Genomic DNA, 14,369 nt, shown 5'->3' on the forward strand with positions numbered 1-14,369 from the left:
ATTCTCAGGTACACCTGGCCCCTTATATTATTTGAGTAAGATGGAGGATCGGAATGAAAAAGAAGAAGAAAATGATTATCGCCTCAGCCGTTGTTGTTATTGCTATTGCAGGTATTCTGGGCTATGTATTATGGCCGGATCAGAACCCGCAGGTCAATGCCGCTCCCATGAACACCTCAACGGTGACCAAGGGAAATATCCTCGTTGGTGTCTCCGGCTCTGGTTCCGTTTCGGCAATCAACAGTGAGAGCATCCGCACCAAAGAAGCCGGTGAAGTGGATACAGTCATGGTTAAAAAAGGCGATGTCGTCAAAAAAGGCGATGTGCTGATTACCTTTGTGGCGGGCGATTTCGACGACAAGCTGAAGGAAGCCAACAAATCGCTGGAGAACCTCAAAACCGAGCTTACGAACAAGCAGGAAAACTACAAAACGATCGCGATGAATAATGCTACAGATGAAGAGCTGGAATCGGCAAAAACAGCTATTGATAAAGCCAAAAGCGATATTGCCGATCAACAGGATTCCATTGCTGCCATCTATGAGGATATGGTTCCGCCAGATCCGTTAACGGCTCCTATCGACGGAACGATTACAGCTGTAAATATTACGGACGGCGAACAGGCTCAGAATGGTACAGAGCTGTTCACCATGACTGACTACGTTAATTTGAGCGTAACTGTACAGGTGGATGAACTGGATATTCCTCAGATCAAGCTGGATCAGGTGTCAACGATTACGCTGGATGCGCTTGAGGATAAAGAGTTTGCCGGCAAGGTTATTGATATCGCCAAGGAAGGAACCTCCTCAAACGGCGTCTCCCTGTTCAATGTCACTGTAGGCTTGAATAACTCTGAGGGAGTACTGGTCGGCATGTCCGCAGAAGTGGCGATTACCATTGAAGAGAAAAATGATATTCTGACCGTGCCGATCGAGGCGGTATCCGAAGTGAACGGCAAATACTACGTGAATGTACCTGTGACCGAAGGCGGAGAATCTGCGGCAACGGACAGCGGTGCCGCAGGCGGTCAGGCTCCGAGCGGCGATGCGGCGGGCGGTCAGGCTCCGGGCGGTGATGCGGCAGGCGGGCAAGCTCCGAGCGGTGATGCGGCGGGCGGTCAGGCTCCGGGCGGTGATGTGGCAGGCGGCCCTCCTAGCGGTGAATGGCAAGGCGGAGAAGGCCAGACCGGCGGCCGGGGCATGCGCAGCGGCGGTTACGGCGGCGGCGGTGGTGGCGGCTACGGCGGAGGCGAGTTCCCGGGCGGCGCATCCGGCGGCAGAACCGCAGCAAGCTTAGCATCCGGCCAGAAACGGGTTGCCGTAGAGGTAGGCATCCACAATGAGAGCAGCATCGAAATCGTGAGCGGCTTAAATGAAGGTGATGAAGTGATCATTCCTACTGTGATCTCTACAGGCAACACTTCCACCCAGCAGACACAGATGCAAGGCGGTATGGGCGGCGGCTTCGGCGGCGGCGGAATGACCGGCGGCTTCACTGGCGGCGGTGCTGGGGGCGGAATGACGGGCGGCGGAGGCGGCTTCTCCGGAGGCGGTGGCGGACGATGAGCACCTCCGAACCGTTAATCCGGGTTCAGAACATGCAGCACAGCTATACCATGGCCGGAGAATCAATGGCGATACTCAAGGGCCTGACCTTCAACATCGATTACGGTGAGTTTGTTGCGATCATCGGACCCTCAGGCTCGGGCAAGTCGACCCTAATGAACATGCTGGGATGCCTGGATGTTGCTAATGAAGGTGATTATTTCCTGGACGGCCAGGAAATCCGCAAGCTGTCAGACAACAAGCTGGCCCAGATCCGCAACGAGAAAATCGGCTTTATCTTTCAAAACTTCAATCTGCTGCCGAAATTATCGGCAGTAGAGAATGTGGAGCTGCCCCTTATCTACCGGGGAATGTCTCACCGGGAACGCCGAGAGGTTGCCCGCAATGCTCTGGTCAGGGTAGGCCTGGAGAGCAGAATTGATCATCGTCCGTCCGAGCTGTCCGGGGGTCAGCAGCAGCGTGTGGCAATCGCCCGCGCCCTTGCCGGCACTCCTCCTATCCTGCTTGCCGATGAACCGACTGGTGCGCTTGATTCCAAGACAGGCAAGGAAGTTCTGGAGATGATCAAGGCGCTTAATGAACAGGGACATACTATTATTCTAATCACGCATGACCTTGAAATCGCCGAGCAGGCCAAACGGATTATCCGGATTCAGGACGGGGATCTCGTTGAGGATCGGAAGGTGTCCCACTCATGATGTTGTATCAAAGCATGAAAATGGCTTTTAAAAGTATTCTCAGCAGTAAAATCAGAGCCTTCCTCACAATGCTGGGCATCATTATCGGTGTATCCTCCGTAATCGCCCTCGTCTCGGTAGGACAGGGTACGACTTCGCAGATTACGGAATCCTTAAGCTCTCTTGGAACCAACCAGCTGACGGTTAACATTATGGGACGCGGGGCAACGACTTCCTTAACCTACGAGGAAGCTCTGGCACTTGGAGAGATTGAAGGGGTGGAGAATGTATCTCCCGTAATCACGGGGAATGTTACCGCCAAGAATGGGACCGAGAACGTTTCAGTATCCGTTGAAGGGATAACACCTGCCTATGAGGAAGTCCAGGATTTCCATGTGCAATCCGGACGGTTTCTGCTGGAGATTGATACAGATTACCGTCAAAAGGTAGCCTTGATCGGAACAGATACGGCTGAGGATCTGTTCGGCACGGATGACCCTGTGGGCCAAAAGGTACAGCTCAACGGAAGCAGCTTCAAAATCGTCGGTCTGCTGGAGAGCAAAGGCTCAACCAGCGGCGGCTCCAGCGACGAGAAGATTCTGATTCCTATTTCAACCGCTGAACGGTTCCTGCAGAGTAAGGGGGTCCGCTCGATTACCATCACAACTACTTCCAACGATAATGTGGAGGATGTAAAAACCGAGCTGGAGTCTACGCTCGATGCCAAATTCAGCGGTGCGGAGAACTCCTACTCTGTCTTCGATTCTCAGGAAATGCTGGAAACGGTAAACGAGACCAGTGATACGCTCTCTATGGCACTTGGCGGCATTGCCGGCATTTCCCTGTTCGTCGGCGGCATAGGAATCATGAATATCATGATTGTCTCCGTTAACGAGCGGACGCGGGAGATCGGAATCCGCAAGGCAATCGGGGCCAAAAAAATCAACATCATGATGCAATTCATGATTGAGTCTGTAGTCTTAAGCGGAACAGGGGGCCTGATCGGAGTCGGGCTGGGGCTTGGTGCCAGCTGGGCCGTGGGGAAATATACAACCATGAATGTGGCGACATCCTGGAACATGGTCCTGATCTCCTTCACATTCTCCCTGATCATCGGAGTTGTCTTCGGAATGATCCCTGCTAACAAGGCAGCCAGAATGCGGCCTATCTACGCGCTGCGAAACGATTAGCATTCCTGTATTAACGAGCCTTATATCTTATTTACTCCATCCGTCCGTCTCACATTTGGTTGAGGCTGGCGGATTTTCCTGTTCCATCCAACCCCTCCGGGTAAACTGGAGCTGTTTCAGCAAAATTAACTTTTAATTGATCCCGGGAGGGTATCGTTTGCAATAAATGTGGGTAATAGGTCTCAAGGGTAGAATACTTATAGTAGTCAGTTATACATAAATCTTCGTATAAGTAGCACGTTATATGTCTCAAGCAATTTCCTTCCCGGTTTCCCGGTTCGCTTGACGACCCGTAAACCCGGCAGCAGGAGATGATGAGGCTTATTATTTTTTTCAGCAATTGCTCTGCATGAAGGTAGTCCTATATACTGGTGAAAAGAAACCGCGGTTAAACCGGGATTTTTTCTTTCATTTCCCTCCTTCTTCCCCTGCTTTTAGGACTCGCTAACATAAACTCTCTTTATCATGCCAGCAAACAGCCATTTGCCGCATAAGGATAAATTCCGCATGCACCCAAGGTACACCAATGAGATTCGCAAAGTTCTATGCGGGGAGAGGATGACAGTGGCAGTTTTTTCCGAAATCACAAGTACACGCAGATTAATCCTATTATTCACATCCATCTCCGTTCTTTTGGTTGGCGTCAGCGTTGCCTCCCTGTTATATCTGAATTATACGATGAATAAACTATCGGATTCCTTATACAGTGATGTATACCAGAACTCCGAGCTCGTGCTGAATGCCGACCGTGATCTGCATCAGTCTGCCATCGCGCTTCAGACTTCGCTCAGCGGCAATATAACCGATGCGCAGCGCAGTGTGCTCTCGCAGGAGTTCGAGGACAATAATGCCCAGGCGCAGCAGCGGGTCAGTACTGCCCGTTATAATCTGGATTCTGTAGAGAGTCCATACAATGGAATGAAGCAGAGTGAGTTGCTGCTGGGTGAGCTGAGAAGTGAGCTGGAGCAGTTCGAGACCTCACTAGAGCTCTGGAAGGATAGCGGAAGGGAACTGATCTCGCAGCGGGTTCAGAGTGATTGGAACCCCGCGGCCTACTCCCCGCTGGCCGTTCATACCCAGCTCACCCAGGTAAGGGGGACGCTGGATACCGCCGAGGGTCTGATTGACAGCTATGCCCGGCAGGTTATTCTCGAGTTCAAGAATCTGAAAAGCTCGCTGTTTGCCGTCTATTCAGTATTCCTGTTCCTGCTGGTCCTGGTTATTATTTATCTCTGCCGCAGACTCATCTCATTGCAGAATGAAATGCTGGAAGAGAAATCACTATACCAGCTGATCGGCGAAACCATGTCCGATTTCATTATTTTGACCGATCACAATGGCCTGATCCTGTACGCATCCCCATCACATTCAAGTGTACTTGGGTATGTTCCAAGCAAGGGCGCCCCTCTCTCCAATTATATCCGCGAAGCCGAGATCTCCTGGGCCAAGCTGAAGAGTGTAGTTCAGGCTTCACCGCGGATTTCCGAGCTGCGTATGCGTTCGGCAGAAGGGCACTGGGTATGGCTGGAGACCAAAGTCACACCTATTCCGGGAAGCCGGGCTTTCCCTGCACAATTCATGCTGGTATCGCGTGAGATTACCCAGCGCAAGCAATATGAGGAACGGCTGCACAAGCTGGCCTTCTATGATCATTTGACTGCCATTCCCAACCGGGCACATTTCAAAATGTACATGGAGAATCTGATTAACCAGCCGGAGGAGCGCCGGCAGGAGATTGCCGTAGCCCTGCTGGATTGCGACCGGTTCAAGCAGCTGAATGATACGCTGGGCCATCTGGCAGGCGATGAATTCCTGCAGTTGCTCTCACGGGAGCTGCAGCAGACCGTTAAGGGCTCAGGCCAGGCGTTCCGCATCGGCGGTGATGAATTCGCGGTGGTGCTGCACCGGTTCACAAGTCCGGAAATGCTAGATGAAATGCTGGCGCGTCTGCTCCAGCTGTTCAATAAATCCTGGTCGGTCAACAAAGGCTCCAGCTTCCATACCTCTGCCAGCATTGGTGTAGCCCTCTATCCACAGCATGGCAGCAGCATCAATGATCTGCTCCGCGCCGCCGATCTGGCCATGTACCGCTCCAAGAATCATGGCGGCAATGAGGCCAATCTGTACAGCGAGAATGTGGATGAAAAATACACCCGCCAGCCGAAATAGCCTAAGCCCTTAGATAGAGGGGGCGCATTCCATAGCGAATGCGCCCCCTCTATCTGTTATGCTGAAGAAATCAGCTGTTTATTTGTATAAGGCATGCTTCAGAGCCGTGTAATATTCTTGCACAACTCTCTGGCTGATCTCCGCAGAAGGAAAGTATTCTTCGAACCCATGAAAACATCCGGGGTACAAATGAAATTCAGTCGGCACACCCGCCTGCGTGAGCCTTAACACATACTGAATCGTTTCATCGCGAAACGGATCTAAGTCACCGACGCAGGTGTATGTGGGCGGAAGTCCTGACAAATCGTCTGCCCGTGCCGGAGCGGCATACAGGGATTCTTGGCCTTGTTCTCCTAAGTACATTTCCCAAGCCAATTGGCTTTTGGCTCTGTTCCATACTCTGTCATCTGTTATTTCGTTACTGGACCTTGTAAGGAGCTGATCGTCAAGCATCGGATAGAGGGGCATTTGAAACATAATCGGAGGGCCGTTTCTATCTCTTGCCAGCAGGGAGAGAGCAGCCGTCAATCCGCCGCCGGCGCTTGGGCCGAATACTGCGATTCTGGATGAATCGCTTCCCAGTGATTCTGCGTTTTCGGAGAACCAGGTGAGTGCAGCATAGCAATCTTCGAGAGGAGCCGGAAACGGATGCTCCGGAGCCAGCCGGTAATCCACAGAAACAATGACACAGTCGAGCTCTGATACCAGCTGCTGCAGGGTAAAGTCCATCATATCGGCGGACCCCAGAATATATCCTCCGCCGTGAATATATAAGACACCCGGGAGAGATTGATTTTTCACTCTGGGCTCGTATATTTTGATGCGGACATCCGGCGCTCCTTCTGCACCTGGAACCTTTCTTTCTGAGATCAGCACTTCATCATTAAAGGGCAGAGATGCCGCCATTCCGGCAGTAAACTCCTGCATCTCTTTCCTCTGGGCTGCCAAATTCTCTCGCGTATATACAACTTTTGGTAGAGCAGCAAACATATTTTGAAGTTCCGGATGTACTTTATCCTCCATTGTCCAACCATCCTTTGTGAAGCAGAATTAGTATTCTTTATTGAATACCGGCTTGTCCATTTCGCCACGCTGTTTGCCCCAACAGCTCCCGCATGGTCTTCATGTACTTCTCTTCCGACTGGGACCATCTCAGCCCGGCTGTTTCTTCAGCGTCCGGACCTGCCAGATAGCGCAGCCGCTCAGACGGATCGCATGCAGCGGCATACACCTGATCTGCAGCCTGATTCTCATCTGAACTCTCAAACGGATAGTCCAGCATACAGTTCATCATATGTTCGTAATAAGGCTGGTACGCTTGCGGAACGGACAGGTTTTGAGTTGCGGCCATGGTGTTCGATGAGAAATTCGTAGTGATCATGGCTCCGGGTTCCACAAGCTTGACGGAGATATTCTGTGATTCCAGCTCGTACGAGAGTGATTCGGACAGCCCCTCAATGGCATGCTTGGTTGAGACATATACGGCCAGAAGCGGGTTGGAGGCAAAACCTACGTTTGAAGTGATATTGATGATTGTGCCGCCGCCTTCTTCGCGGAAATAAGGGGTGATTGCCTGAATGACGTTCATGACACCGAAGACATTCGTCTCGAAAATCCCGCGGGTAATGTCCATGGGGGTTGCCTCAAATATCGAGAGGATACTGACTCCGGCGTTGTTCACGACGGCGTCGATCCGGCCGAACCTGTTGATCCCTGCCGCAATGGCCGCCTCGATGGAAGCGGGCTTAGTAACATCAAGCCCGGTGACGAAAATCCGTTCGGGATTCTCCTCAGTCAAGCGCTGGTCCGGTTTGCGCATCGTCGCAATCACATTCCATCCTTCCTTCGCAAACTTCTTCGCTGTTGTATTTCCCAGTCCGGTCGAACTCCCGGTGATCAACACTGTTTTGGGCATTGAACATCCTCCTCATTAGTTTGTTGCTGCTCTCAGCTTAGCGGATTGAAGCGGCTCTAAGTCAAATCTATCAATTCAAGCCTTTTATATAGGGATAATATGGACTGGAGGCAAGTCCGGATTGTAGAATATACTAGAGTCACTCTAACATTCAATAGGCGGTGAAACATCTTATGGCGTATACGATTAGGGATGTCGTTGAGAAAACGGGCATTACTGCATATACATTGCGTTATTATGAGAAGGAAGGCGTATTGCCGGCTGTTGACCGGGATACAAACGGGGTCCGCCAATTCAACGATCACTACATTGAGTGCGTTGAGACGGTTCAGGCTCTTCGTTCGACAGGGCTGCCGCTGTCAGAAATAAAACAATACGTTGAGCTGTACAAGCGCGGAGACCGTACACTGGACCTGAGAAAAACGATGCTGTTCACCCAAAAGAGCAAAGTGGAGGAACAATTAACACGGATGATAAAAATGCTGGAAAAGATCAATTACAAGCTCGCTTTAATCGATGCCCAAGAAAACAAGTTTGACAGACTTCCCTGATAAGTGAATTTTCATGGTGTGCCTTATAAAAAAAGCTGATCTGCCGTCCCCCGGGGGACGATACAGATCAGCTCTTATTCTATTTAACTGGTTCGCTGCAGCGGATCAGCCGCCTCACCGTCGTGCTCCAGCTTACGTTCCCGTATGGTTACTTTCAACACCTGCTCCTCGCTGCCGGAGCAGTCGATGAAGCGGTCTCCGGTACCGTCCTTCTCCTCCCAGTCATTCAGCCGGAGGATGTACCCGATAGACGCTGTGCCTGGCAGCACCTCGATCCGCGCTACTGCGTGACCGTCCTCCATGTGCTGGAAGTCCCGTTGTCCATCCTGAATGCCTGTACCCCATACCCAGAGATTCCAGCCCCGGTAATCGCCGTCCGGCCGTTCATAATGAACTTCAACTACCTTGGATCTCGGTTCAGGCTTGCCGTATTTATCGTAGAGCACCATCATAGACAGCCCGGCCACTTCAATACTGCCGTTCTCCGTCTGCCGGAAGGCCTCCGCTCCTGCATGGGTATGATCGACAACGATATTCCAGCAGCCGGAGGATTCAGGCAGACACTGGGTTACCGGTCCCATATTTGCATTGTAAATCACGACAATATTATTCCAACCATCGCCGCCGGCATGATTCTTCAGCACATAGGCAATGACTCCGCTGTCACAGCGCAGGAACTCAAGGCTGCGCTCTATCTCCTGACGTCCATGCAGACGGAAAGCCGGATGTCCCCGCCGCAGCTCAATCAGTCCTTTGTAATATTGAAAGACGGGAATGAACTTCTTCTTGTTCTCCCAGCGGATGGCATTGATGCAGTCAGGACTGCGGTAGCTGTTATGGTCCCCGTATTTGCTGCGCAGAAGCTCATCACCGGCGTGCAGGAATGGTATTCCCTGCGAGGTCAGAATGATTCCGTTAGCCAGCAGAGAACGCCGTACAGTCTCATTCTCCAGCACATCAAGAGTATCAATCGCGAAATACGGGTCAGCCTGCTCCACAGCGGTTTCCAGATCCCCGCCGCTCCGCAGCCTGCCATTTTCAAGCTCCAATAAACGCGCTTCCTGGCGTAATCCCTGGGTAGCCAGAATTTTGTCCCACAGATTGAGATTATCATGTGCTGTTACATAGTTCACTGTCTCTACAGGCGAATCGGTGAACTCATGTATGGCTCCCTTGATCCCGGAAGCAACCGCACCTTCTTTACCGTATTCTCCGGTAGCGAAGCCCTTGCCCCAGCCGTCACTGTCTCCCTTGATGGCAGAGCGGAAGTTATCATTGAAGACGGCATAACCTTTGCCGCGCTGCACACCCTTCAGGGTCTTGGTGGCAAGCGGAGAGTCTCCGCCTGTCCAGGGCTCACCGTAGAGCAGCAGATTCGGATGAATCTCCAGCCGCAGCTCTTCCGTGATCTCGCGCATGGTCACACTGTCCATCAATCCCATCAGATCGAAGCGGAAACCGTCGATATGATACTCTGATGCCCAGTAGGACAAGGAGTCTTTAATGTATTTGCGGACCATCGGCTGCTCGGTAGCCAGCTCATTGCCGACACCCGAGCCGTTGGAGAGCCGTCCGCTATAGTCATGGCGGTAGTAATAATCCGGCACCAGCGGCTGGAAGGGCCCTTTTTCTATAGAATACGTATGATTGTAGACCACATCCATAATGACAGAGATACCACGGCTGTGCAGGGCCTGCACCATCTCCTTGAACTCACGGATACGGGTAGGCGGACTGGCCGGGTCTGTGCTGTATGAGCCTTCTGGTACATTATAGTGCTGAGGGTCATAGCCCCAATTGTAGTCTGTGAATAGCGGAGATCTCGGTGCTTCACCGGGAGCCTTCAGCTCATCTACCGTCTGGAAGTCGAATACCGGCAGCAGATGCACATGAGTAATCCCCAGCTCAACCAGATGGTCTATGCCCAGTGCATGACCCGCAGTATCCCGCAGTCCCATCTCAGTGAACGCCTTGAATTTCCCTTTATGGGTAAGACCCGAGCCCTCATGAGCCGAGAAATCACGTACATGCAGCTCATAAATTACAGCATCAGCCGGATGCGGCAGAACAGGAGAAGTGTCCTGATCCCAGCCAGCCGGATTCGTATCCTGCAAATCGATGACCGCCGTCCGCACACCATTAGCCGATACAGCCGTTGCATAAGGGTCTGCAGCTTCATTGATGCTTCCGTCCGCAAATACAGCCCGGTACATATAATACCTGCCCTTAAGATCACCGGAAACCCTGACTTCCCAGATTCCACCGTCTGAGCGCTGCATGTTGATAATCCGGCCGCTGTCCTTGTAATCTCCGGTATGACCGGCTGAGATGCCATTCCCGCCGGTAGCATACAGCACCAGCGATACTGCAAACGCGGTCGGCGCCCAGACTTTAAACATACTGTACTCCGCAGAATACGTTAAGCCGAGGTCTTTGCCTTCATAGGTCTCCATTACTGATTCTGCATTTATATAATTGCTGCTCATTCATATTCACCATCCTAATGCTCTCTGCCATCCGGCCGAAAACTGATCACTCTATTTCAACCAAGCTATTTCCACATATCACCAATCTAATACTTGCACAGCTCTGCAAGCGGGTATTGCTGAGAATTCTTACTCACGGTTCATCTTATAATATGTAACATTATGTTCACAGGTTTGGGTTACGGGGTAGAATTGCATCTGCTTGCTATATCCTATATCGGCATGAAGTCCCGGGTATTTAAGCTCATGAGGTGACCGCTGCGAATCTACCCGGAAGTATACTTGTCCTGCTGCCAAATAACAACTGTTAAATGTTGTTTTGCTTCCTTTAGCGCTTACGCATGACCTTTCCGAACAGCGCCAGAATTGGAAGCAGCAGGAAGCCGGCAGCCAGAATGGAGGCCCTGATCGAGAAACGGCTGCCTATATAACCAACAACCGGACCGCCTGCGGACTGGCCGAGTGCATCCGATTGGCTAATCATCGACAGGACTGTGGCCCGGTTCCGGCTTGGAAGCTTCGAGTTCAGCCAGGTAGTGTAGATAGGATCGCTCACGGAGCCGGCCGCCCCCAGGAGAAGCACCGCAAAGATCGCGGCCGAGAAATTCGGCGCAAGCGCAAGCAGCAGGATGCAGCCCATGCGGATACAGGTCAGTATGAACAAAGCGGCAGAGACCTTTCGTTCCAGGAGCAGGTCCATTCTTTTCCCGGCAAAACGCACGGCCAGCATCCCCAACATTGTAGCCGCTGCACTGATCAGGCCGAACCATACCGCCATTGACACGGAGGCATCCGGGAAGCCGATTTCATCGATCAGGTGGATTTGCCACAGGCGGTCATACCCTTCAGACGCAGCCCCGTTAAATAATGTTACAACAGTCAGCAGCAGAAGCAGCGGGTGATGTCTGAGTACGGATACGCCGCTTACCCAGGTCTTGCCCAGTTCACGGATTGGTGAGGTGTGCGGCTCCCGCTCACGCCGGATAAAGCCCGTTTCCTTCATATAACGGATCAATACCAGCCCAAGTATGAAATAGACAGCTCCTCCTGCCAGAAACGGCATATTAGGCGCAAGCAGTGATAATCCTACACTGACAGCAATGCCCAGTAGAGATGCACTTAGCGCAAATACTTTGGAACGCATAAAAATCGCCCCCGTCTGCTCCTCATCCAGCTCGTCTACAATCCAGGCTGTGTCTGCACCGCTGACGAACGTCCAGCCGATTCCAAACAGCATCTGGGAGACTACCAGCCACCCAAATGCGGGCAGAAAGGAAGCAGGTTGCATGATCCAGATAATGCTCCCTTCCAGCACAAATGCACTTCCCAGCACAAACATTCCAATAATAACCGACAGTCTGCGGCTGTATGTATCGGCAACCACCCCGGTAATTCCTTCGAATATAAGCACCGTTATCTCCAGTACCGTCCCGACCAGCACCAGCTGAAACGGATTTAACCCTAGCTCAGTAACATAATAAATGCTGTAGGTTGTAAATATGGTGCTGCCCGCTAAAGACATCATAAAAACCATGAACATATACAGCTGCGAGGCACTGAACTTCTGCAAAATGGTTCCACCCTTCGGAAGTAATGGACTCATTATATATAATGCTGCCGGAAAGGGCGGTTCCGTTCTTGCTGAAGTGGATGCATGCTCACAATTCAAAAAAAACCGGCCTCCTGTAACGGAGACCGGCTAAAGTAGTTGGAAAAGTGGAATTGCCTCAAACAGAAAACCAAAAACGAATTAATTCACACGGCTTTGCACAAGTGCGGCTACTTCCTCGGCAGTGCCGAGCTGCAGCGCCTGGGCAGCCATTTCCTTCATGTCAGCAGCAGACAGCTTGGCAATCTGGCTGCGTGCCGGAAGGATGGAGGTTGCACTCATGCTGAATTCATCCAGGCCAAGGCCGAGCAGCAGCGGAATCGCTGTAGCGTCGCCGGCCATTTCACCGCACATGCCGGTCCATTTGCCTTCGGCGTGTGCTGCATCAATGACGATTTTGACCAGACGCAGAATCGCCGGGTTATATGGCTGATACAGGTAGGATACCCGCTCATTCATACGGTCCGCAGCCATTGTATATTGAATAAGGTCATTGGTACCGATACTGAAGAAATCTACTTCTTTGGCGAACTGGTCAGCCAGTACAGCTGTCGAAGGAATCTCAACCATGATGCCCAGCTGGATGTTATCGGATACTTCCTTGCCTTCTTCACGCAGCTTGGCCTTCTCTTCCAGCAGCAGATCACGGGCTGCACGGAATTCGCCAAGAGTCGCGATCATCGGGAACATAATACGCAGATCGCCGTGGGCACTGGCTCTGAGCAGGGCACGCAGCTGGGTGCGGAAGATATCCTGACGGTCCAGACACAGACGGATGGCACGGAAACCTAGGAACGGATTCATTTCCTTCGGCAGATCCAGATAAGGCAGCTCCTTGTCGCCGCCGATATCCAGCGTGCGCACAACTACCGGCTTGCCTTGCATGTTCTCAAGCACGCTGCGGTAGGCATTGTATTGAATCTCTTCGGAAGGCAGCTTGTCGCGGCCCATATACAGGAACTCTGTACGGTACAAGCCTACGCCCTCGCCGCCATTCTCGATTACACCCGTTACATCATTCGGTGTACCGATATTGGCAGCCAGCTCTACATGCTTGCCGTCAGCCGACACGGTTGGTTCGTCGCGGAGCTTCTTCCACTCGGCAATCTGCAGATTGTAAGCTTCCTGCTTGGCGGTATATTCAGCGACTTCCGCTTCCGTAGGGTTGATTAGCACGTCCCCGTTCAGACCGTCGACAATAATCAGATCGCCGGCTTTGACGAGAGACAATACGTTCTTAGTTCCTACAACAGCCGGAATTTCCAGGGAACGGGCCATAATTGCGGAGTGGGAAGTACGTCCGCCGATATTGGTCGTGAAGCCCTTTACGAAATTACGGTTAAGCTGTGCTGTATCCGAAGGCGTCAGATCGAGTGCAATAACGATAACCTCTTCACTGATTTCAGCCGGGCTCACATAGTGAATGCCAAGCAGATGGTTCAGTACGCGTTTGGTTACGTCACGCATATCGGCTGCGCGCTCCTGAAGGTACGCGCTCTTCATGTTCTGGAACATTTCCACGAATTGATTAGCTACTTCATTCAAGGCATAGTCCGCATTAACCGATTCCTCGCGGATTTTATCCATTACAGGCGTGATCAGCTCGGGATCATCAAGAATCAGCAGATGGGATTCGAAGATCTCTGCTTTCTTCTCGCCGAGCTCTGCCAGTGTCCGCTCTTTGATGCTCTGCAGTTCGCCTCTGGATTTGTCCAGGGCGTCAGTCAGCTTCGCAAGCTCAGCGTCCACATCAGTGACCGCTGTTTTGGTAATGGTATAGTCCGGATGTTCCAGGATAAAGGCACGGGCTACTGCAATACCTGCGGAAGCCGCGATTCCTGAAATTTTACTCATGAACTTCTCCCAGCCCTTCTTTAACCATGATCTCCTGCAGTGCGCTGAGGGCTTCAGCTTCTTCACTGCCTTCAGTAATAAGGGTCAGGGTATCTCCTGCTTCAAGGCCAAGGGACAGAACGCCCAAGATGGATTTAAGGGTTACTTTTTTACCTTTGGCTTCCGCAAAAGCCTCAGTGCCTTTGAATTTTGTAGCTGTATTTACCAGCGCTGTTGCCGGGCGTGCGTGAATTCCATCTTCGTCAATGATTCTGAAAGTTGTTTGCATAATAATATCCAACTCGCTTTCTATTAATTAGGATAGTTGCTTATGGTGAAGGCCGCGCTCCCTTTAATTATAATGGAAGCGCTTC

General features: G+C 51.7%; 11 protein-coding genes. 5 read left to right on the forward strand and 6 right to left on the reverse strand.

Translation table 11 applies throughout. From position 1 onward, the window contains the following. The first annotated feature begins 53 nt into the window (after positions 1-53). From NYE33_RS30840 to NYE33_RS30855, 4 genes are all read left to right on the forward strand, one after another. Positions 54-1,565: an efflux RND transporter periplasmic adaptor subunit gene (locus NYE33_RS30840; RefSeq protein WP_341069128.1), complete on the forward strand. Its 1,512-nt coding sequence runs from the start codon at positions 54-56 to the stop codon at positions 1,563-1,565. Next, a complete protein-coding gene (locus tag NYE33_RS30845; protein WP_076242620.1) occupies positions 1,562-2,263 on the forward strand; it encodes an ABC transporter ATP-binding protein in 702 nt (233 codons plus the stop codon). Before NYE33_RS30840 ends, NYE33_RS30845 begins: the two co-directional genes overlap by 4 nt. Then, entirely contained in the window at positions 2,260-3,432 is a 1,173-nt protein-coding gene (locus tag NYE33_RS30850; RefSeq protein ID WP_039310234.1) for an ABC transporter permease, read from the forward strand. The genes NYE33_RS30845 and NYE33_RS30850 overlap by 4 nt, the downstream gene beginning before the upstream one ends. A gap of 564 nt (positions 3,433-3,996) precedes the next feature. Next, entirely contained in the window at positions 3,997-5,601 is a 1,605-nt protein-coding gene (locus NYE33_RS30855; protein WP_052421739.1) for a diguanylate cyclase domain-containing protein, read from the forward strand. A gap of 78 nt (positions 5,602-5,679) precedes the next feature. On the opposite strand, the gene NYE33_RS30860 is transcribed toward NYE33_RS30855, so the two are convergent. Then, complete coding sequence (locus NYE33_RS30860; protein ID WP_341069130.1) at positions 5,680-6,624, reverse strand: alpha/beta hydrolase; 945 nt, start codon at positions 6,622-6,624, stop codon at positions 5,680-5,682. A 37-nt stretch (positions 6,625-6,661) separates the two neighbouring features. After that, positions 6,662-7,516: an SDR family oxidoreductase gene (locus tag NYE33_RS30865; RefSeq protein ID WP_076242617.1), complete on the reverse strand. Its 855-nt coding sequence runs from the start codon at positions 7,514-7,516 to the stop codon at positions 6,662-6,664. 173 nt (positions 7,517-7,689) lie between these two features. Here NYE33_RS30865 and NYE33_RS30870 point away from each other — a divergent pair, with 173 nt between their 5' ends. Beyond that, entirely contained in the window at positions 7,690-8,067 is a 378-nt protein-coding gene (locus NYE33_RS30870) for a MerR family transcriptional regulator (protein ID WP_341069132.1), read from the forward strand. 83 nt (positions 8,068-8,150) lie between these two features. On the opposite strand, the gene pulA is transcribed toward NYE33_RS30870, so the two are convergent. The 4 genes from pulA to NYE33_RS30890 all read right to left on the reverse strand — a co-directional run bounded on the left by pulA (position 8,151) and on the right by NYE33_RS30890 (position 14,284). Beyond that, positions 8,151-10,553 carry a type I pullulanase gene (pulA, locus tag NYE33_RS30875; protein WP_341069133.1) on the reverse strand — a complete coding sequence of 801 codons (2,403 nt, stop codon included), beginning with the start codon at positions 10,551-10,553 and terminating at the stop codon, positions 8,151-8,153. 328 nt (positions 10,554-10,881) lie between these two features. Continuing rightward, positions 10,882-12,123 carry an MFS transporter gene (locus NYE33_RS30880; RefSeq protein ID WP_336103834.1) on the reverse strand — a complete coding sequence of 414 codons (1,242 nt, stop codon included), beginning with the start codon at positions 12,121-12,123 and terminating at the stop codon, positions 10,882-10,884. Positions 12,124-12,303: 180 nt separating this feature from the next. Next, positions 12,304-14,016, reverse strand: coding sequence for a phosphoenolpyruvate--protein phosphotransferase (gene ptsP, locus NYE33_RS30885; RefSeq protein WP_042135030.1), 1,713 nt, complete (start codon positions 14,014-14,016; stop codon positions 12,304-12,306). Further along, positions 14,009-14,284, reverse strand: a complete 276-nt coding sequence (locus NYE33_RS30890; RefSeq protein WP_039309348.1) for an HPr family phosphocarrier protein — start codon at positions 14,282-14,284, stop codon at positions 14,009-14,011. The genes ptsP and NYE33_RS30890 overlap by 8 nt, the downstream gene beginning before the upstream one ends. Between the last annotated feature and the right edge of the window lie 85 nt (positions 14,285-14,369).

It is taken from the genome of Paenibacillus sp. FSL R10-2199 (genome assembly GCF_038000235.1).
Lineage (GTDB): Bacteria > Bacillota > Bacilli > Paenibacillales > Paenibacillaceae > Paenibacillus_AQ > Paenibacillus_AQ phytohabitans.

Coding starts and splice junctions, on each gene's coding strand:
- NYE33_RS30840 (WP_341069128.1), top strand. CDS start 54: ATGAAAAAGAAGAAGAAAATGATTATCGCCTCAGCCGTTGTTGTTATT.
- NYE33_RS30845 (WP_076242620.1), top strand. CDS start 1,562: ATGAGCACCTCCGAACCGTTAATCCGGGTTCAGAACATGCAGCACAGC.
- NYE33_RS30850 (WP_039310234.1), top strand. CDS start 2,260: ATGATGTTGTATCAAAGCATGAAAATGGCTTTTAAAAGTATTCTCAGC.
- NYE33_RS30860 (WP_341069130.1), bottom strand. CDS start 6,624: ATGGAGGATAAAGTACATCCGGAACTTCAAAATATGTTTGCTGCTCTA.
- NYE33_RS30865 (WP_076242617.1), bottom strand. CDS start 7,516: ATGCCCAAAACAGTGTTGATCACCGGGAGTTCGACCGGACTGGGAAAT.
- NYE33_RS30870 (WP_341069132.1), top strand. CDS start 7,690: ATGGCGTATACGATTAGGGATGTCGTTGAGAAAACGGGCATTACTGCA.
- pulA (WP_341069133.1), bottom strand. CDS start 10,553: ATGAGCAGCAATTATATAAATGCAGAATCAGTAATGGAGACCTATGAA.
- ptsP (WP_042135030.1), bottom strand. CDS start 14,016: ATGAGTAAAATTTCAGGAATCGCGGCTTCCGCAGGTATTGCAGTAGCC.
- NYE33_RS30890 (WP_039309348.1), bottom strand. CDS start 14,284: ATGCAAACAACTTTCAGAATCATTGACGAAGATGGAATTCACGCACGC.